The 19,903-nt window shown below is 45.1% G+C and carries 22 protein-coding genes; 16 read left to right on the top strand and 6 right to left on the bottom strand.

The genetic code is table 11. The features are described 5' to 3' along the window. Nucleotides 1-57: 57 nt before the first annotated feature. The 5 genes from IV71_RS04465 to IV71_RS04485 all read left to right on the top strand — a co-directional run bounded on the left by IV71_RS04465 (nucleotide 58) and on the right by IV71_RS04485 (nucleotide 3,570). Nucleotides 58-1,533: a DHA2 family efflux MFS transporter permease subunit gene (locus IV71_RS04465; protein ID WP_010017654.1), complete on the top strand. Its 1,476-nt coding sequence runs from the start codon at nucleotides 58-60 to the stop codon at nucleotides 1,531-1,533. Next, nucleotides 1,533-2,063, top strand: coding sequence for a DUF4811 domain-containing protein (locus IV71_RS04470; RefSeq protein ID WP_010017656.1), 531 nt, complete (start codon nucleotides 1,533-1,535; stop codon nucleotides 2,061-2,063). The genes IV71_RS04465 and IV71_RS04470 overlap by 1 nt, the downstream gene beginning before the upstream one ends. Nucleotides 2,064-2,224: 161 nt before the next feature. Continuing rightward, complete coding sequence (locus IV71_RS04475) at nucleotides 2,225-2,617, top strand: YfgM family protein (RefSeq protein ID WP_010017657.1); 393 nt, start codon at nucleotides 2,225-2,227, stop codon at nucleotides 2,615-2,617. Between the two features lie 126 nt (nucleotides 2,618-2,743). Further along, nucleotides 2,744-3,319 (top strand): NAD(P)H-dependent oxidoreductase, encoded by a 576-nt coding sequence (locus IV71_RS04480; protein WP_010017658.1) that lies wholly within the window; start codon nucleotides 2,744-2,746, stop codon nucleotides 3,317-3,319. A 62-nt stretch (nucleotides 3,320-3,381) separates the two neighbouring features. After that, nucleotides 3,382-3,570, top strand: a complete 189-nt coding sequence (locus tag IV71_RS04485; protein ID WP_010017659.1) for a hypothetical protein — start codon at nucleotides 3,382-3,384, stop codon at nucleotides 3,568-3,570. 49 nt (nucleotides 3,571-3,619) lie between these two features. Here IV71_RS04485 and IV71_RS04490 read toward each other — a convergent pair whose 3' ends face one another. From IV71_RS04490 to IV71_RS04515, 6 genes are all read right to left on the bottom strand, one after another. After that, entirely contained in the window at nucleotides 3,620-4,633 is a 1,014-nt protein-coding gene (locus tag IV71_RS04490; RefSeq protein ID WP_010017661.1) for an NAD(P)-dependent oxidoreductase, read from the bottom strand. A gap of 24 nt (nucleotides 4,634-4,657) precedes the next feature. Continuing rightward, nucleotides 4,658-5,731, bottom strand: a complete 1,074-nt coding sequence (locus tag IV71_RS04495) for an AEC family transporter (RefSeq protein ID WP_010017663.1) — start codon at nucleotides 5,729-5,731, stop codon at nucleotides 4,658-4,660. Nucleotides 5,732-6,012: 281 nt separating this feature from the next. Beyond that, nucleotides 6,013-6,639, bottom strand: coding sequence for a LemA family protein (locus tag IV71_RS04500; RefSeq protein WP_010017664.1), 627 nt, complete (start codon nucleotides 6,637-6,639; stop codon nucleotides 6,013-6,015). Between the two features lie 62 nt (nucleotides 6,640-6,701). After that, nucleotides 6,702-7,706, bottom strand: a complete 1,005-nt coding sequence (locus IV71_RS04505; protein WP_010017665.1) for a TPM domain-containing protein — start codon at nucleotides 7,704-7,706, stop codon at nucleotides 6,702-6,704. Nucleotides 7,707-7,717: 11 nt separating this feature from the next. Then, nucleotides 7,718-8,656 (bottom strand): alpha/beta hydrolase, encoded by a 939-nt coding sequence (locus IV71_RS04510; RefSeq protein WP_010017667.1) that lies wholly within the window; start codon nucleotides 8,654-8,656, stop codon nucleotides 7,718-7,720. After that, nucleotides 8,649-9,872: a PTS sugar transporter subunit IIC gene (locus IV71_RS04515; RefSeq protein ID WP_010017668.1), complete on the bottom strand. Its 1,224-nt coding sequence runs from the start codon at nucleotides 9,870-9,872 to the stop codon at nucleotides 8,649-8,651. The genes IV71_RS04510 and IV71_RS04515 overlap by 8 nt, the downstream gene beginning before the upstream one ends. Nucleotides 9,873-10,018: 146 nt before the next feature. Here IV71_RS04515 and IV71_RS04520 point away from each other — a divergent pair, with 146 nt between their 5' ends. From IV71_RS04520 to IV71_RS04570, 11 genes are all read left to right on the top strand, one after another. Further along, on the top strand, nucleotides 10,019-10,159 hold the full coding sequence (locus tag IV71_RS04520; RefSeq protein ID WP_010017670.1) for a teichoic acid D-Ala incorporation-associated protein DltX: 141 nt from the start codon (nucleotides 10,019-10,021) through the stop codon (nucleotides 10,157-10,159). Between the two features lie 12 nt (nucleotides 10,160-10,171). After that, on the top strand, nucleotides 10,172-11,701 hold the full coding sequence (gene dltA / locus IV71_RS04525; RefSeq protein WP_010017672.1) for a D-alanine--poly(phosphoribitol) ligase subunit DltA: 1,530 nt from the start codon (nucleotides 10,172-10,174) through the stop codon (nucleotides 11,699-11,701). Beyond that, the gene (gene dltB, locus IV71_RS04530) at nucleotides 11,694-12,908 is read left to right on the top strand and encodes a D-alanyl-lipoteichoic acid biosynthesis protein DltB (protein WP_010017673.1); all 1,215 of its coding nucleotides are present in this window, start codon (nucleotides 11,694-11,696) and stop codon (nucleotides 12,906-12,908) included. Before dltA ends, dltB begins: the two co-directional genes overlap by 8 nt. A 37-nt stretch (nucleotides 12,909-12,945) precedes the next feature. Beyond that, entirely contained in the window at nucleotides 12,946-13,182 is a 237-nt protein-coding gene (dltC, locus tag IV71_RS04535; protein ID WP_010017674.1) for a D-alanine--poly(phosphoribitol) ligase subunit DltC, read from the top strand. Nucleotides 13,183-13,188: 6 nt separating this feature from the next. Next, nucleotides 13,189-14,481, top strand: a complete 1,293-nt coding sequence (gene dltD / locus IV71_RS04540; RefSeq protein WP_010017675.1) for a D-alanyl-lipoteichoic acid biosynthesis protein DltD — start codon at nucleotides 13,189-13,191, stop codon at nucleotides 14,479-14,481. A gap of 67 nt (nucleotides 14,482-14,548) precedes the next feature. Further along, complete coding sequence (gene acpS, locus IV71_RS04545) at nucleotides 14,549-14,944, top strand: holo-ACP synthase (RefSeq protein ID WP_010017677.1); 396 nt, start codon at nucleotides 14,549-14,551, stop codon at nucleotides 14,942-14,944. A 5-nt stretch (nucleotides 14,945-14,949) separates the two neighbouring features. Beyond that, on the top strand, nucleotides 14,950-16,095 hold the full coding sequence (gene alr / locus IV71_RS04550) for an alanine racemase (protein WP_010017678.1): 1,146 nt from the start codon (nucleotides 14,950-14,952) through the stop codon (nucleotides 16,093-16,095). 40 nt (nucleotides 16,096-16,135) lie between these two features. Next, complete coding sequence (locus IV71_RS04555; RefSeq protein ID WP_010017679.1) at nucleotides 16,136-16,501, top strand: type II toxin-antitoxin system PemK/MazF family toxin; 366 nt, start codon at nucleotides 16,136-16,138, stop codon at nucleotides 16,499-16,501. 114 nt (nucleotides 16,502-16,615) lie between these two features. After that, nucleotides 16,616-17,314, top strand: a complete 699-nt coding sequence (locus tag IV71_RS04560; RefSeq protein WP_010017680.1) for a response regulator transcription factor — start codon at nucleotides 16,616-16,618, stop codon at nucleotides 17,312-17,314. After that, nucleotides 17,298-18,614 (top strand): sensor histidine kinase, encoded by a 1,317-nt coding sequence (locus IV71_RS04565; protein ID WP_010017681.1) that lies wholly within the window; start codon nucleotides 17,298-17,300, stop codon nucleotides 18,612-18,614. The genes IV71_RS04560 and IV71_RS04565 overlap by 17 nt, the downstream gene beginning before the upstream one ends. Nucleotides 18,615-18,653: 39 nt before the next feature. Next, the gene (locus tag IV71_RS04570) at nucleotides 18,654-19,526 is read left to right on the top strand and encodes a S1C family serine protease (RefSeq protein WP_010017684.1); all 873 of its coding nucleotides are present in this window, start codon (nucleotides 18,654-18,656) and stop codon (nucleotides 19,524-19,526) included. Nucleotides 19,527-19,903 lie beyond the last annotated feature (377 nt).

The raw sequence follows: 19,903 nt of genomic DNA on the forward strand, positions 1-19,903 counted from the left end.
CTAAACTAGATTTTGTGATTAAGTGGTACAAAATGTACCATATTAAGGAGAATATTTATGGAAAACAAACCAACCTATAACCGTGGGCTTGTTTTGGCAATCATGTTGATTGCGGCCATTGCCGGTGCGTTAATGCAGACTTCTCTTGGAACGGCTTTGCCAACCCTGATGAAGGCCTTCGACATTGACCTCTCAACTGCCCAACAAGCAACCACTTGGTTCCTGCTCGCAAACGGGATGATGGTCCCACTATCAGCCTACTTGGCTAAGAAGGTGAAGACCAAGACCTTGCACGTTGTCGCCTACGCGATGCTGCTCGCCGGTGTCTTGATTTCAATGTTCACGCCTGAAAACGCGGATTCATGGTGGATCTTCGTGGCTGGTCGGATTTTGGCCGCCATTGCCGTTGGAATCATGATGCCCCTTTTGCAGATTGTCATCGTCAACATGTACGGTCAAGATGAACGTGGGGCAGCCATGGGAATGATGGGACTGGTTGTCGGAATGGCACCAGCCATCGGCCCAACGTTGACTGGTTGGATCTTGGATAAGGACCACAGCTTCCTCGGTTTGACTTTGTCAGCCCACTGGCAGTCGATTTTCCTCATTCCGGCTATCATCTTGGCCATTGCCGTGGTCTTGGCACCAATCATGATGAAGAACGTGGTGCCAAACCAGAACGTTAGCCTCGATGTCTTGTCACTCGTGCTTTCAACGGTCGGCTTCGGCTTCTTCCTCTGGGGATTCACGAACGTTGCCACTGCTGGTTGGGGTGACTTTGCTCAGGTAATTGCACCAATTATTGTTGGAATTGCCTTCCTGCTCGTCTTCGTCTGGCGTCAATTGAAGTTGGACGTACCGTTCTTGGACGTCCGTGTCTTCAAGGTAAAGTCATTTACGACTCCAACGATTGCCTTGATTCTTGCGATGATGGCCATGTTCGGTGTTGAAATGATGTTGCCAACTTACCTACAAAACGTTCGGGGCATGTCAGCCTTGAACTCTGGTTTGACTTTGATGTGGGGAGCACTCTTCATGGGCTTCTTGTCACCAGTTGCCGGTGTTTTGTACAACAAGTTCGGTGTCAAGTTGCTCTCATTTGTTGGTTTCGGTCTCCTCTTTGTGGGAACCCTACCATACATCTTCTTGACGGCCGAAACGCCAACCATCATCGTTACGGTGCTCTACGCCATCCGAATGGCTGGTGTGGCCTTGACTTTGATGCCACTGACGACCGCTGCCATGTCGGCTTTGCCTGATGAAAAGGCGTCGGATGCAACGGCTGCCAACAACACGCTTCGTCAGGTTTCAACGTCAATCGTTGTTGCCTTGATGACTTCTGTTGTTCAAAACATCATCAACAACCAAACGCCTGGTAAGGCATTGAAGTTGTCTGATCCAATTGCCTATGCAAGCAAAGTCTTGACAGCTTCGCTTGATGGGTTCCAAGCGGCCTTTGCCATTTCATTGGCCTTTGCGGTGATTGGCTTTGTTATAACTTTCTTCATTAAGAACCAAAAGGAGGCCAAGTAATGTTAATTTGGATTATTGCGCTGCTTGCCGTACTGACAATGGTGTCGATCTTCGCTCTTAAAATGAAGAGTTTGAAGGTTATCTTTGGTGGGCTCTTCGCCATCTTGATGCTTGCTTCTTCTGTTATGCTTGCTGCCAACATGAACGGCCACTACGGAATGGAAAAGACGACCACGACTTCAACAAAGCAGGTTTACTCGATCTTGCCCGCCCAGTCACCGGTCGGTGCCGTTGCTGTAAAGAAGATTGGTTCTGACAACTACGTCTTGGTTTACAAGGATGCAGAATCTGATGTCCAAGCAAGCACTCACTTTGTGCCGAACACAAAGAAGGTTGTTGAAGCGGTCAAGCAAAAGGCCACCTATCAAAAGGGAAACGTTACCACTGCAGAAGTGAAGACGAAAACCGTTAAGTGGACCTATAAGTCCGACTTCTACAAGTTCTTATTCAAGCAAAAGGATGAAGACAATATTGTTTCTGTTCGCCACACGTTGATCGTGCCAGAAAATTGGCAGGTCGTGGAAAAATAGACAAAAAGAACGAACTTATCAAAAGGAGAGAGGGGGATTTCCCTTCTCTCCTTTTTTTCAGCCGATTGTTGCTAAAATATGCTAATATAGTATGGTTCGCTTCCACGGTTTCTCGTGGTGAAGTGAAAAAGAATTGAGTAGAGAGATTGGGAGAGAAGTAAATGACGGAAGAGAAACAAGCCGCGGTAAGCAGCACCAATGATGTTGTGAATCGTTTGAAGAAAGTATCAAAAAAGAATTGGCTCATTATCGGAGCAATTGTTGTTGTTTTGCTTGGCTTTTTCATGTGGAAAGATTACCAGAACAAGCACCTTTCTGGTTCTTATAAAGCAGAGGTTAACTTAGTTCTAACTTCAGCAACTGATACCATGACGTTTGATGGTGATAAGGTAACGGAAAAGAACGACGGAGCGACGAACAAGGGAACTTACAGCATTAAGGGTGACCAAGTAACGGTGAAACTTGATGGTGAAAGCTATACTGGCAAGTTGTCGAGCGATCGTTCGTCATTTGATATGAATATTTCCGGAATGCATTTGACATACAAAAAGTAAGTGTACGCAGCCGTTTTGAAGGAATCAACCTTTGAAATGGCTTTTTTATTTGTGACAAAAGAGTAAAAGTTAATTAGTGTATAATATCGATAAAAAATGACGGTTTTGTACGGACAGGGGACGAAGATGAAAATTGCTGTTATTACCGCTTACCCAAACCATACTGGGTATAATTATGCGATAAAAAAACAAGTGTTAGAACATATTCATGGTGAGCATGATGTGGTAGATGTTGATTTATACCAAGAACAGTTTAATCCCGTTTTGCAATTCGATGCTGAGCATCGCAGGCGGGACCTTGATAAGGACCCATACACGGCAAAGTATCGGGATATTATTCAAGAAGCGGACTTTTTAATTTTTATCTATCCGATTTGGTGGAGTAGTATGCCCGCTATTCTAAAGGGATTTATTGACCGTGTTTTTGTTCAGGGATACGCTTATCGTTATAATGGTGTTCTACCTGTCGCATTGTTAAAAAACAAAAAGGCTTGGATTATTACAACAAATGATACACCGCTACTATATGCTAAATTTTTCCAACAGGATTATGGAAGCATCTTAAAAAAGCAAATTTTGAAAATGTGTGGGATTAAAACTGTTAAACACTCACAGCTTTATTTTGTCCGTAATTCGACAGCAAAGAAACGGGAGCGATTTTTGGAAAAAGTTGGCAGAACTGCGAGTGATTTGTTTGGCTGAGCATTTTTTGAGGTCAGGAGTACTGAGTTTTTGCTTGATACAGTAGTTATTTGGAGGGAGTGATGAGGCAACCTGATAATCTTTTGTCTGTTTGTGGAGCAGGCATTCTTTACGCTTTGATTAATAATTTTATCTATCGCATGAATGATAATTGGCTAGTCGGTGTGGCTGTCTTTTTGATTATCTACATGATGCTGCGTTTTGCCTGGGTGCTTTATAGAAAGTTAACGGCTGATAAGGACAACGGATAAAAATAAAAAAGCCCTGCTCACGTTCATGTGAGCAGGGCTTTTCGACTTTTTAAGCTTCTGGTTTAACCAAGAAGTTTTCTTCGAAGTTGCCGTTCAAGGCGTTTTCAAAGTTCTTGTATGAGATCGAAATCATGTCGTGCAAGGCGTTTTCCGTGTAGGAACCAATGTGTGGTGTCACCACAACCTTTGGATAGAGCGCCTGGAATTCGGCCATGATGGAACCCTTTTCTTGCAAAGCCGCTGGCTTAACTTGACCGAAGTAAGCGCGTTCGTTTGAAATCACGTCCGTGGCAAAGCCCTTGATGTCGCCGGCCTTAACAGCGGCGATAATGGCTTCTTCGTCCGTAATTTCGGCACGGGCCGTGTTGACCAAGACAGCCGATGATTTCATCAGCTTCAACTGGTCAGCAGCGAAGAACTGGTCGTTTGAACCCTTGAAGTAAGGAACGTGCAAGGAAACAATGTCTGCTTCCTTCAACAAGTCTTCCATTGAGGCGTAAGTCAGGATGTCTTCGATGCCATCCTTGGGGTATGGGTCGTAACCCAGCACCTTGGCGCCAACACCCTTCCAAAGCTTGGCTTCAGCCAAACCAATCTTACCGGTACCCAAGATACCAACCGTCAAGGATTGGAATTCAGGAACGAAGGAAGCGGGGTTTGGACGGAAGTCGCCGTCTTCTGACGAAGCAACGGCACCGGCCAAGTTCCGGTTTTGCATGATCCCCAAGCCAAAGGCCAAGTCAGCCACGGCGTATGGAGAGTATGCTGGCACGTAGGCCACGATTTGGCCGTTTGCCTTGGCAGCGTCCAAGTCAATGTGGTTGTAACCAACCGTCCGAGTGAAGACATACTTGATGCCCCATTCAGCCATTTGGTCTAAGTTTTGCTTGTCGGCCACGTTGTTGGCCCGGAGCAAAACACCGTCAAAGCCCTTGACCAAATCGATGTTGTCATGGGTCAGGTTTTCGGACTTGTAAGTCATTTCGAAGCCTTCTTTGTTCAAGGCGTCGAAGTGGGGAACTTCGTTATCACGAGTTCCAAAAGAAATAATCTTAAAAGCCATGTTGGCCTCCTAATTCGATTTTGTTTACTTAAAGAGTGACAAGTCGCCCAAGAGTTGCACGATGATGATCCAGAATGGGATGGCCACCGTTGCAAAGATGGTTGAGATAAGTGACGTGTTTGACGCCATCAATGATTGGCGGTTGAAGGCCATGGCGTAGTTAACGGCCACCGTTGCAACCGGCGTTGCCATCATGATGACCATGGTTGCCAAGGCAACGTGGTCAACGGGCAAGATGCCCATGGCTGAGGTGACAACAACGAGCAAGATCATGATGATAGGCACAATCACGACTTTGTTAAATGAGTAGTACCAAGCCGTCTTGTTCTTCAAAGCTTCGCCGAATGACATCTGGGCCAAGTTGGCACCGATGGCCAACCAGGCAAGTGGGGATGCCAATGATGACAAGGTCTTAAACCATGAGTTCAACCATGGCAAAGTCGCATCGATTCGGTAGAAGGCGACGTGTTGGGCCACCGTCTTACCAGTCGTTGAATTTGTTACGTTGGCAAGAACCTGTGGGGCAGCGTTTTGAACCAACCAGAGGATTAAACCAAGGAAGGTGGCGATGACGATTGGGTTCAAGAACATCTTCTTGATGTGCTCGGCCTTCATCTGTTGACCTGACATCTTGATGTAAGCGTATGAGTACAAGAAGATTCGGTAACCGATGTTAAAGATGGAAGAGTACATGATTCCCTTGGCACCGTAAACGGCCCCAACGATTGGCATTCCGAAGAAAGTCGTTGAACCAAAGGATGTCAAAATACCTAAAACATCACGTTCATCCTTACCGTACTTGGAGTATAACCAAGGCATGCTAATAATTAAGATGATGTAAATCAAGATTCCCCAGACCAAAACAGACATTCCCTGTTCCAAAGTCTTTTGGTTCAAAGGGGCCATAAATGACGTGAAGGCCAACAGTGGTAAAGCAACGGTCATGGTAACCGTTGTTAATGTTTTAACAGCACCTTCCTTGAGGCGGTTTGTCTTGCGCAACCAGTAACCAAGCAAAATCGTACCAATCGTAGCAACGATGGCGCCGATGATGGAGGCGTTGGTCACGACTTTGTGAATTGAATCTGCGATATTCATGAAAGTCTCCTATGATACTTTGTTATTAAATTGTCAAACTCAGACATACCAGTATCTCATTGCCTTCTTAAAAAGTCAATAATATAGGGTGTAAAATCATAAAAAAGTTTAAAAATTTTAACGTACGGAACGGTTGTTCGATTTTAAATTATCATGTATAATAAGGGTATTCTTTATGAATAACGAAAAAGCCCCAGACCATTGGTCTGGGGCTTTTTCGTTATTCATAATTGCTATTAAGGGAATTAGCTAGAAATGGTCTAATTCTTTTTTGAAGGGTTTCACTTACTAAAATCAACGGTTGGATTAGCCTGGGCATTAGAATCTGCTTGGAAGTAAGCCATCTTTTGGTGGTTAGTCATGGAAGCAATCAGTGAGGATGGGAAGGAAACCACGCGGTTGTTGTAAGCTTGAACGGCTTTGTTATACTTTTTGCGTTCATAGGTAACCCGGTTGTTAACTCCTTCTAATTGAGCCATCAACGTGTTCATTTGATCAGAAGATTTTAAGTTTGGGTAGTTTTCATTGATGGTTGAAACCATCAAATTAAAAGCACGGTCCTGGGATTGCATGGCACTCGTCTTCTGGTCTTGGCTGCTAGCGTTGTCGTATGACTGCTTAGCGGAATTATACTGTGTTCTGGCTTCAGCAATTTTACCGTACACGGCGGATTCTTGTCCTTGCGAACCTTTAACGGCATTTACGAGGTTTGGAATCAAATCCGCACGGTTTTGTAGGGCGGTTTGCACCTCACCGGTTGCGGCATCAACGTTTTGTTGTTCGCGGTTTAAGCCGTTTGAACCTGAAACAAAGAAGGTGATGAGTAGGAGGAAGAGGACGCCAATACCGATCAAAATTTGAAACGAACGTTTTTTATAGAAGGGTTGTGTTGCGTTGATAACTGTCATGTTGTTTTCCTTTATCTGCTTTTGTTAGTGTTATTTTATTTTAGCTCAGCTGTTTTTTCAATCTAAAAGTCGGAACCGCCACCGCCGAAGTCGCCACCGCCAAAGTCACCACCGCCAAAGTCACCACCACCTGCGTCGCCTCCCCAGCCCCCAAAGTCGGAACCGCCACCAAAGCCACCGGAACCATCAAAGTGGTCGTGGTGATCATCGTCGTGATGGGAGAAGAGCCAGGAAAGCAGCCAGCCAATAGAGAACCAAGAAAAGCCGTTCATTCGGCCAAAAGAACCACGCGAAGGATTCGACCGTGGACCTCCGCTGGTGTCTTGATAATTTTCGTAATCATAGGCTCGGTTCGTCGGTTCTTTTTTCTTTTTTAAGGAAGAAAGGACTTTCCAAATGGTTAAGACGACAAGGACGAGTAAGAAAAGAACAAGGCCATTCGGTAGGTCGTTTTGTTCTTTCTGAGTGGTTGCTTGCTTTCCCTGTTGAGTACCCGTTTGATTGTGGGGGGATGGATTACCCGCATAGGCCCCCCGGACGTCTAAGAAGAGGTCCAGGATTCCTTGGTCGTTTTGACTGGTGCTCGAAGACTTTAGTTTCGACTGGTTTTCAAGCAATAGCTTGTGAAGGGTGGCATCTGGTAGGTACTGTTCCATCCCCGTTCCCGTTGCAATCCGGACGTTGTTCTTACCACCGTTTTTAGCAAAGACAATGAGGACGCCATTGTCGTATTTTTTGGAACCAGGGTGCCAATCACTTCGGAGGGTGAGGTCGTTGGTAAAGTCGGCGATGGATTGGCCATCCGTCGAATTGACGGTCAGAACGGCAATTTGGACTTGATCGTCATAACTGGCCATCTTTTCGTTAGCCTGACGAATTTGGTTGACAGTATCAGATGATAGGATGTTGGCATAGTCCGAGACGAGGGGGTAGTTGCTGTTTGGCATGAGCGTTTCGGGGTTTTCCGCTGAAACGGGGTGGGCCTGGTAAAAACCAAGCCCTGATAGAAAGAAAAGGGTTGCCATGAATAATAGCAATCCCTTCTTGTTGTGAATTAGGTTAACCATTGATCCTCCTGTTAGTTCTTTGGATCGGCTTTCTTGAGCTTATTTGCTGAGGCGCCACGGTCATTGGCTTTGTTGTCCAAGATGAGTTCGCGAATCAAGTTCACGACTTCGGGGTTTTCTGGCAGCTTGGAATGCTGGGCATTGTCTCCCGAAACAGTGGTTTGTGTGTACTTAGCAACGTGTTTTTGGAAGATGTACTTACCAGATAACACTGATTGGACGTTCACGGTCCCATCGTCCGTGTAGTCATCAGAACCTGCAACCGAATAGACGGACAAATCGGTTGGTAACGAATCAGCCCCATTGATAAAGTCACTGAGCATCTGTGTCTTCTTCGTGGTCGAGGATTCCGAGAAGTTAAAGGGCGTTCCAAGGGTCATCAACGTCCGAATATGGAAGTTAGTGGCTGAATAATAGTTTTCCAAGTAATCCGTCCAGATCAATCCCCCGTTCGAATGGCCGACTGCCGAAAAGTTACGGAAGTGGTACTTCGATTGCAATTCAGTCATGACGGTACCCAGTGATTGGGCATCGGCCTGGATGGTTGGATAATTATCCTGGTTTTTCTCAAAGCCAACAACGATGAACGGCTGCCGGTTTGAAGTGGAGAGGTGGCCAGAATAGGAAAGGGAACCATCGTTATTAACCTGTACCTTCAGAATAGAATGGGCCGTTCCCTTGGTTTCGCCATTCAGCGTTGTGAATAGCGAGTTGAAACGTTGGATGGTTGCCGATGATCCAGGCACGAAAATGACGGGTTGAATTCGTGATTTTTGGATGGCGCGATCGTTTTGGTGCTCCGATAGCATCCAGATACGGCCCAAAACAGCCAAAATAATGACTGCTGTCACGGTTAATACGAGGGCGATTCGGGAAGAACGAGCAGCGTTTTTCCAAGTTTGCCAGACTTTTTTTGGAAAATGAATCACTGACTGGAATGGGTTAAACATCTGCTTCCTCCTTTTCAATTGCTTTGGCGAATGGCCAGTAAATTAGCACGGCTCCGAATAGAATAATCCCCGTAACGATGATGGCATCAAAGGGGGTTTGCGAAGCAAAGAACGACAGTAAAAGGTGGGGCGTTCCACTAGGAACTGAGAAAACAGTTGGTCGTAAAATGCCGACTTTGATGAAAAAGGAAGTGACTAAGGCGCCGTAAGTAGATGCTAGGACCATGGGAACCAGCGTCAAGGGGCGAAAAAAGAGTGGCAGCCCATAGGCCAGAATCTTATTCGAATCGAAGACGGCCGGTACAAGTGACCAAAGTCCGAGTCGGCGAAGCCGACGACTTTTGAGGAAGAGTAAACAGATCGTTAGGGCCAATGTCGAGCCGACGCCTCCAATTAGAATGGAGGTGGTCAAAACGGAATAAGGGTTCTGTGGGTAGGGCAAGGTGGCCATGACGGCTTGGTAAACAGCGTTCAAGTTCGCATTTACCTGTGAAAGGTCGGTCGCCGCCGTCGTTAAGTCCGTCGGAATGGCAAAGCCTAGGGTAAAGAGTATGGGGGTCAAAAAGGCCGTCAGCGCCAAGCCATACCAGTGAGAGAAGAAATTCATCGAAAAGAAACCGTTAAAGGAACCTTGGTTGATCTGTGATGGAATGGCCGAGTAGAGGTAAGCAACGCTGGCGAGCACAATCGCGGCCCAGAACAGGTAAGCAAAGCCAAAGTCTGTTAAAAGACCCTTTGTCCATTTGCTTAGATAAACGTAGCTGAGATTCGTTATATAGGTAAGAAGGAGAACAAGAATAAGGTGAATGGCTGACTGGTTACTGTACGTAAAGGTCGCAAAGCCATAGAGGAGGGCCAGCGCAAAGTTAACCAAAACTGGCAGTAGTTCATCCTTTGAAAAACCAAGGTCGTCTAACTTTGCTTCTAAGTAAGCCTTTGTCCACAAGGCGGCGACGAGTGCTATTAATAGGTAGTCAAACGCTGAAGTCAAAATGGTGATGCTTTGCGAAAGGGCAATCATTCGAATCCGGATATGGAGGATGGCTGGAACAATGGCGGAGGGGTCAAAGATTAGCTTCAGTGCCAAATGGAGATAGACATTGATGATGGCCAGTGGAATGACTTTTTGGAAAGCGGAGAAAAGCGTTTTAATTGGTAAGATGTCAATGAAGCGTTTATCGAAGCGAATCAGTTTATTTAAAGATTTGGTAAACATGGGGGCCTTCTTTGTTCTAGTCCGCCCTGGTCAGGTATACACACGTACAATTTGTGCTATAATAGGCGAAGTATTTTGATGTGAATTGACGGTCAGTCTGCCGCCAATTATACACTATTTTAGAAAGAATTTGGGGGCATGTCGCGATGTTTCAGCGCTTCATTAAACGGCCCTGGGTTGCCTTTGTGGCAAAAACCTTGGCCTATTTTCTAATCATGTTATTCTTGATTTATTTATATGGTTATTCCGGCGTTACCGGCGGTCACTTTATCTATAACGAATTTTAAGAGGTACTCATTATGATTGAAAATATTTATAAGCATATTGATCAATACGCGGTTGCACATCCTGACCAAATTGCCTACGACGAAATGGGTGTTACGCACACATATGGTGATTTGAAGGCTTATTCGGATTCCTTGGCTGCTTACCTTGACGAACAAGGAATTGCTGAAAAAGCACCCATCATGGTTTTTGGTGGGCACCAATTCGAAATGGTCGCTGCCTTCTTGGCCGCTGTTAAGTCCGGTCACGCCTATGCGCCGGTTGACAAGGACTCAACCAATGATCGGATCGAAAACATCTTGGAAATTGGTCAACCAGCGGCGGTAATTGCCTTGGACGAACTGCCAATGGCCATTTCCTCTGTTCCGGTATACCAAGGGGAAGAATTGAAGAAGGCCTTTACGGCTGGTAAGTCTTACGACTTGACCCATGGCGTTGTTGACGATGAGAACTATTACATCATCTTCACTTCCGGAACGACTGGTAAGCCAAAGGGGGTTCAGATTTCACACAAGAATGCCCTTTCCTACATCAACTGGATGCTTGGGGATGACTTTGATCTAAAGGATGGTCAAAACATTTTGACCCAAACGCCGTTTTCTTTCGACGTTTCAGTCATGTCATGGGCCGGCGCTCTCTTGGCCGGTGGTGTGATGAAGGCCTTACCAAAGGAAGTGGCTGACGACTTTAAGCAGCTCTTTGCGGCTTTGCCTGCAATGGAATTGGACCGTTGGGTTTCCACCCCTTCCTTTGCTAACGTGGCTCTGTTGTCACCAGACTTTAACGCTGAAAATTACCCACGTTTGAAGACCTTCCTCTTCTGTGGCGAAGTCTTAACTTCTGCTACTGCAAAGAAGTTGCGTGAACGCTTCCCAGAAGCAAAAATTTACAACACATATGGACCAACTGAAGCGACCGTTGCCGTTTCAGCTTTGGAAATCACGGATGCCGTTTTGGCCAAGTATGACAAGTTGCCAATTGGGTACATGAAGGAAGATATGACGGCCACCATCATGGACAAGGAAGGCAACGTATTGCCTTCTGAAGAGCCTGGTGAATTGGTACTTTCAGGTCCGGCTGTTTCAAAGGGTTACCTGAATAATCCTGAAAAGACGGCTGCGGCTTTCTTGGAAGTGGATGGTCAACCGGGTTACAAGACAGGGGATCTCTGTTATGCCGATGCCGATGGGCTTTTGCACTACAAGGGCCGGATGGACTTTCAGATTAAGTTGCATGGTTTCCGTATTGAATTGGAAGAAGTTGCTCAGCATTTGACGCAGTCAAAGTGGGTTGAACAAGCTGCTGCAGTTCCGCGTTACGACCAAAATGGCGACGTCAAGCAGATGTTGGCCATTGTCGTTCCCAAGAAGAACGACTTTGAAAAGCCAATGGAACTGACCAATGCTATTCGTGAAGATTTGAAGGACATCATGATGCCTTATATGATGCCAACCCGTTTTATCTACCGTGATAAGATGCCATTGACGCAAAACGGAAAGATTGACTTGAAGGGCTTGATTGCTGAGGTGAACGGCAATGCCTAATTTACAACCATACGCAGATCCGAATTACTTCGTTTACCTGCTATTGGCGCTAGTCCCACTGGCAGTTGGCCTGTACTTCGGTAAGCGCTTCGTTACTTATGAAGTGCTGGTGTCACTAGCCTTTATCTTCTTGATTTTCGATGATAAGAGTCACTCGGGTCAGGGCTTGGCCTTGATTATTTACTCCATTTGGCAATTCTTGTTGGTTTGGGGTTACATCACCTACCGAAAGAAACAAAATACTGGCATGGTTTTCTATGCCACAGCGGCTCTATCGATCTTACCGATATTCCTGGTTCGGTTATCTGGCGCAGGGATTTTCCACGCCCAGTTATCACTCCTTGGATTCTTAGGGATTTCTTACTTAACTTTCCGATCGATCGGTATGATTATTGAGGCGCGTGATGGTGCCGTGAAGGACTTCCATCCGGTAATGTTCTTGCGCTTTATGCTCTTTATGCCAACGCTGTCTTCCGGTCCAATTGACCGCTATTCACGTTTTGCAAAGGATGCAGCAGTGGCGCCAGAACGTGAGCATTACATTGACTTACTTGGTAAAGCCGTGAAGAACCTCTTTCTCGGTTTTGCTTACAAGTTCATCATTGCCCACTACGCCGAAATGACTTATCATTACTTCCAAGGAATGGCGATGTCGGATGCTCATCATGGCATGTTGTTGTCATGGTGGTTAATTCCGGTGGCCTATTCCTATGGTATGTATCTCTTCTTTGACTTTGCAGGGTACTCGTTGTTTGCCCTGGCAATTTCATACGTGATGGGGATTGAATCACCCATTAACTTTAATAAGCCATATGGTGCCAAGAACATTAAGGAGTTCTGGAACCGCTGGCATATGTCACTTTCCTTCTGGTTCCGTGACTTTGTCTTTATGCGTTTCGTCTTCTTATTCTTAAAGCATAAGTGGATTAAAAACCGAAACACCGTGTCAACGTTGGCGTATTTTGTTAACATGTTGGTGATGGGATTCTGGCACGGCTTGACATGGTACTATATCCTGTACGGATTCATGCACGGTGCTGCCCTAGCAGGAAATGATGTTTGGATTCGCTTCAAGCGCAAGCACAAGGATAAGATTCCACATAATAAATTTACCGAAGGTTTTGCGGTCGTTTTGACCTTTCACTTTGTCATGTTGACCTTCCTGGTCTTCTGTGGCTTCTTGGATACCTTCTGGTTCCATCGTTAAAAAATGTTATTTGAGTAGAAAGAGTGAGGAAATAAAAATGGATGTAAAAGCAGGTGTATTAGAAATTATCAAGGACGTGACTGGGGAAGACATGTCAAATCAAATGGACGAAAACCTCTTTGATTCAGGTTTGCTCGACTCAATGGCAACGGTCGAAATGCTCTTGGCTTTGGAATCTCGTTTCAACATCCAAGCCCCTGTTTCAGAATTGGCTCGTGAAGATTGGGATACCACTAACAAGATTGTTGCCTCTGTCACTGCTTTGATGGGATAAAACCTCATGTCGAACAAGAAAAAACTTTGGCAGATTTTTGGTCCGGTTTTAGTAGCCTTTGCACTGCTAGCCTTGATTTTCCTTCTGCCATTCTCTTTGACTCACTATAGTCAAAAGAGTTTACAAGAATCCTCTGTATCTTTCTCCACTCAGTTGGTGAAAGGGGAAGCGGTTAAAAATGCCGCTTTTGCGGATAAAAAAGTAAATTATGTACCGTTCTTTGGGTCATCGGAGCTTTCTCGAATTGATTCGTTGCATCCTTCTGTTTTAGCGGAGAAGTATCACCGTAACTACCAACCTTTCATGTTAGGAAAGGCAGGGTCGGATTCGCTGGTTCATTTCTTAAACATGCAGGAAATGCAAGGCACCTTAAAGACTAAAAAAGCCGTTTACGTGGTTTCACCGCAGTGGTTCACCAAGACTGGTTCTGATGCTGGGTTTGATTTGTTTTACTCACCACTTCAGTTGGTTGACTGGTTGTTAAACATCGGAACGAACAAGCCGACGACGACCGATCAATTTGTCGCTTCTCAAGTACTTGAAAGGTCCGTTGTTAAGAACAATGCTTACTACAACCGCCTATTGAAGCAAATTGAAAATGGCGATTCACTATCGGAAGCTAGTTTGTCAACGTTGCGCTTCAAGCATCGCATCCTATCGCGACAAGATGCTTTGTTCTCCCGCTTAGAAAAGTCTTCTAACTACAAAAATCGAGTGTTACCGGCTGCTAAGTCATTGCCACAAATCTATTCAAAGAACGCTTTGGATCGTTTGGGTTATGAAGAGGGAAAGAAGGGAACGTCGAACAACGCCTTCCACATTAAGAACTCTTTCTACACCACACGTGTAATGCCGGAAAAGAACTCGCTGAAGAACTCACAGAAGAACTATAACTATGAGCAATCAGTTGAGTACGCTTACTTCCAGTCGGTTCTTGATAACTTTGCAAAGAATCACACAGACGTCATGTTTGTGATTACGCCGGTTAACCAGCGTTGGGCAAAGTATACTGGTTTGAACAACGAGATGTACCAAGCTTCTGTTGCTAAAATCAAGTATCAACTGCAAAGTCAAGGATTTAATAACATTGCCGATTTGTCTCAAGACGGTGGTGAAGACTACTTCATGCAGGACACGATTCACGTTGGTTGGCGTGGTTGGTTAGCGCTGGATCAATATTTGAATCCTTTCTTGTCGAGTGGTACGACGAAGACTGATTATACGATTAACAATCGTTTCTTGTCGAAGGAATGGCAGAACTTGAAACCAAGTGCACAAAACCTGTCTGATTTTAAATAAGTATGAAAATAAAGCGCTGCAGTGGGAATTATTAGCCCCTGCAACGCTTTTTTGTTAAAATAAAAATATGATTATTGGTATTGGAAATGACATGGAATCTATTAGCCGGGTGGCTGCCGTTATCGAACGCCGTCCGCATTTTTTGTCAACAATTTTAACCCCTGCAGAGATTGAAGCAGCTAACCAGCGCTCGGGGAAACACTACCTTGAGTTTATTGCGGGCCGTTTTTCTGCAAAAGAGGCGTATTCGAAGGCGCTCGGGACAGGGATTGGGAAGAGTGTGTCCTGGCAGGATATCACGATTTTAAACGCCGCTTCAGGCCAACCGATTATCCGTGTGCGGGGTCAAGAAAACGCTCTGTCCGTTGCCATTACCCACTCAGGGGATTTTGTTTCGACGATAGTGATTATTGAAAAACGATCCTATTTAAAACGATTAATGAAAAAGTTCTTGGAGAAATAGACCGAATGACTGATCAGAATGAAGCCTTAAGACGCCGTGGGCTGGCTTTTCTTCGTTCAAAAAAAGCATTGATTCACAATGCCAAAGTCACGATGGCATATGCGGGCGCCAAACGTCTGATTGCCGTTATCAAAGCCAATGGCTACGGCCATGGCGATGTATGGGTGGCCAGAACCCTCTATGATAACCTTCATGTACATGATTTTGCTGTGGCGACGCTTGCCGAAGGGGAGCGTGTTCGGCAAGCCATGCCCGAAGAAGAGGTCCAAATTGTGTTGCTCGGGGTTCAACCCGCGGAGTTCGCTCCTGAAATGGTGGCGCAACGTTTGGCACCCGTTGCTGGGTCGCTTGATTGGTTGCTGCGTGCAGTCGCTGCGCTCACGCAGAGTGATACTAACGGTGTTTTGTCCGTTCACCTTGCCGTTGATACTGGCATGGGACGGCTTGGTGCTAAGAGTCAAGAAGAGTTGGCTGCCATGGTTGACTTTGTTCGAACATGTCCGAAATTATCACTGGCCGGTGTCATGACGCACTTTGCGACTGCTGATGAAGATAATCCTGGATATTACTGCCAGCAGTTGGCTGACTTTATGAAGATGGTAACGGGCCTCGGCATTGAGAAGGATAAGTGGCACTTGGCAAACTCAGGTTCGGCTCTTTTCCACCGCGATGATGTGCCAACTGATAATATTCGAGTGGGGTCCGTTCTCTATGGTTACAATCCAGCGATGCAGGATCGGGCTTTGCCAGTTGAGTTGAAGCCTGTCGCTTCGCTTGTGGGTCGCCTTTGGGGTGTGCATTTGCTTAAAAAGGGCGAATCACTTTCTTATGGGGCAACGTACACGGCTAAAAAAGACCAATGGGTCGGGACGATTCCAATTGGATACGCGGATGGATTGAAACGAGTGCTTTCCGGAATGTCCGTTTTGGTAAATGGAAAACGAGAGAAAATCCTGGGTCGGATTACCATGGATCAAATTGTGATTTCGTTATCGGAACGAGTTCCGATTAATACCCAAGTGACCTTTATCGGTCGTGACGGCGAAGAAGAAATTACGATTGAGGAAATGGCTGACTTTGGACACACAATCCCCCATGAACTATTGACCGGTTTCTCCGATCGAATTCCAAGGGTGGATGTTGCAGAATGATCGAAAGGGTTTTTAACCCGTACATAGACAAGAGGAAAACATGACAGCAGATTATGAAAACGTCCGACGAGGCGACGTCTTTTTTGCCGACCTAAAACAAGGAATCGGTTCAGAACAGGGTGGGCTCCGGCCAGTGTTAATTGTTCAAAATAACCGCGGTAATCAAAATTCACCAACAACCATTGCGGTGGCCATTACATCCAAAATATCAAAGGCAAAGTTACCAACACACGTGGTGTTGCCAGCCGAGTTGGGTGTGATGAAAAAGGATTCGATTATTTTAGGAGAACAGATTCGCACAATCGATAAATTGCGACTCCGCGACCGAATTGCTCATATTGATGAAAATGATGGTACGATGAAAGCGGTTAAACACGCTTTGGAGATTTCGTTAGGTATTAAATAGTAAGCGGAAAGCGCCATTATTCCGTGTTCATCTTTAATTTATTCTTAATCTATTCTTGATAAATTGAGACATAATCATTAAACATTTTGGCGTGATATAGAAGGGAAGGTAAGCATGGCAAAGGCAATTAAAATTTTATTGATCGAGGATGATCAGAATTTAGCAGATAACATCGTTGGTTTCTTGCAAGACTTTGCGGACGTTAAAACAGTGACCGATGGTTTGGATGGCGAATTCGAAGCAAAGGAATCACCTTTTGATTTGATTATTTGTGACTTGATGCTTCCCGGTCAATCTGGTTTGGAAATCATCAAGAACGTTCGTGATGCCAAAGTCGTGACGCCCGTCTTGATTTTGACTGCTAAGGCATCATTGGATGATAAGATTGAAGGCTTCAACGTTGGGGCTGATGACTATTTGACGAAGCCCTTCCACCGAGAAGAATTGTTGGTTCGTGTGAAGGCGCTTTTGCGCCGTACTGGTGTGTATTCGGAAGATAACACCATCACGGTTGGTGAATTGACCATTAACCTTGAAAACCGTGGTGTGCAAGTACATGGGAAGTCCGTTAAGTTGGTTGGAAAAGAATTTGATATTTTAACTTACTTAGGTCAAAACAAGAACATCATCGTGACCCGTGATCAGATTTTCGATCGCGTCTGGGGTGTCGATTCCGACACAACGATTAACGTTGTGAACATTTATTTGAATAATTTGCGTCGTAAGTTAGAGGCAGTTGGACAGGGAGGCCTGATCAAGACATTGCGTAACATCGGTTTTATCCTTGAGGTGCCTGATGACCAAGCTGATTAACCGCCGGCAACAGATTGATAATTTTGCCACCTTAGCACTGGGTCTCATGGTAATCTTCTCCTTTTTAGCAGGAGTTATTTTTTGGATTTATACCTTTACGATTTACGATAATTCGGACCGGGTGATTAACCAGTATGTGGCTTATTATCAGCAATCTGATAATGACGACAGCACCGATACGGATCCCGGAAAAAAGTCCACGAAGTCCGTGACCATGAATCACTACCCCGAAGAATTTCGTGGTAACATGCTCTATTTTGATGAAAAGGGCAATCAGATTGAGGGCCAAGCGACAACCGGAGCAAAGAATGTCTTAAATCGCAAGGTGACGCTGAAGTTCGATAAAGATGATTTGGGTGAAAGTCCAAAAACGGTTTATAAAAACAAGACTTATCTTCGAATCCAGGCCGTTAAGTTTAAAAAAGGTTCGGTCATTGTTCCAGGTAAAGATGGGGTTCAATCTGCGGCCTATGGTTATGTCTTTGTCGATGTAACGGATACCGTTGTCAACCTCAAGAAGTTCCAGGATGTCTTGATTTGGTCATTTATTTGGGCCTTCATCTTCGCTCTTTTCTTTGCTTACTACGTCTCCCGCCAGTCCATGAAACCAATTTTGCGGGCCTGGCAACAGCAGCAAGACTTTGTTAATAACGCAGCACACGAGTTACGTACGCCAATGTCGGTTATTCAAGGGAAGCTGGAAACCATGTTGACCAAACCAACGGCGACGATTCGAGAAGAGTCGGAAGCGGTGATCCTATCATTGTCAGAGGTCCGTCGTTTAAATTCCTTGACGAACAACATGTTGACGCTGGCCAAGTCCGGCTCGAACATGACAAAAATCGAAAAGGAAAAAACGGATATTAAGGCCTTTATGGATAAAGTCCTTTCGCCATACGTTGAAATGGGCAGTTTATCCTACAAAAAAGTTTCGCTAGACGTGGATGTTAACCAAGAGGTAGGAATCGACCGAAAACGTATTCATCAGTTGCTGGTTTTACTAATGGATAATGCACTGAAGTATTCGGACGATGGTGACGCAATTCGGGTATCAGCTAAAATAGAAAAGCGGCGCTTGGTCATTGCAGTCGCTGATACTGGTCGGGGGATTTCTGCCTCCGCCAAGAAACACATCTTTGATCGGTTTTACCGTGAAGATAAAACGGGAAATCGTAAAACGGGTGGAACAGGTCTTGGATTATCAATTGCTGAATGGATAGTCCGGGCACACAATGGTAAAATTGTCGTAATGGATAATAAGCCGAAGGGAACGATTTTTAAAGTTGTTTTACCCTTATAAATTGGCATTGATTAAGAAACGCTGAGAGGATTTGCAGACATGCGTCGCAACATTCATATTCTAAAAAATCATTTTTGGGTAACGGTTTCGATGGTTGTTGCCCTGCTGGTGGGTGCTGCCGTTGTGTACGGATCGACTTTGCCAAATTCTTGGTATCAAACCCGCTTAGCCAAAGCAACGAATACAAACGCAGCAGGGACGGCGACTGTTTCAGCGGTTGCCTATACGTCAAACGATCAGGAAAAAACAGCCTTTTTGAAAGTGAAAGATGCTGTCGTAACAGTTCAAAACTTACAAAAATCTGCTTCGCTTTCAGATGGTGCGGATGCCTTTGATTCACAAAACAAGAAGACGGATAGCTCAAATTATGAAACGGCTTCTGAGGGTTCTGGTGTGGTACTACGTGCTTCTAACGGAACCGCAGACATTATCACAAATTACCATGTGATTGAAAGCTCGGCCAAGATTCAAGTAGTGGATGCCAATGGTGATAAAGCCACGGCTACCATTATTAAATCGGACGCTAACCAGGACTTGGCCTTAATTCGGGTGAAGTCCGCAGCCTTCAAGCAGGTGGCCACCTTGGCTAATTCTGACAAAGTCGTCACTGGTCAAAACGTGATGGCCATCGGTTCGCCGTTAGGAGCGGCCTACTCATCGACGATGACGAAGGGAATCGTCTCCCAGGCTAAGCGCTCGTTAACTGCTAGCGAAACTAACAATCACACGGTTTCGGTTATTCAAACGGATGCCGCCATTAACCAGGGAAATTCCGGTGGTGCGTTGATTAATGAATCGGGCCAGGTAATCGGGATTGCTTCCTCAAAAATTACGGCCTCCGCACAAAACACGAATATCGAGGGGATGGGCTTTGCCATTCCATCGAATCAAGTGGCTGCGTTCATCAAGTAGCTAGAAGAAAAAGAGGGGCGGATTCCTTAGGAATCTATTTTAACTTTCAAGGCATTGCATAGGGTCTCAAAAAGCCCAGTGTAAAGCCTTTTTTATTTTTCAGCTTTCACTAAATAGCATGGTTTTTCAGACAAAATGACACAAAAAGGGACACAAAAACAAACTCGATGATTGGGTGATATGACGGCGGTTATGCCGTTTTTTATTTGGAAAACATACATAAAAAGGAACACAAAAGTAAACGATTATTAGAAAATGTTTAATAAAGCTCTATTATACGTTGACTTTTCGTTTTGCTAGGGTTATCATACATACATAAATTGATTGTCTTGTAGTTCAGTTGGTAGAACACCGCACTGTTAATGCGAAGGTCGCTG

The organism is Fructobacillus fructosus KCTC 3544 (assembly GCF_001438695.1).
GTDB lineage: Bacteria > Bacillota > Bacilli > Lactobacillales > Lactobacillaceae > Fructobacillus > Fructobacillus fructosus.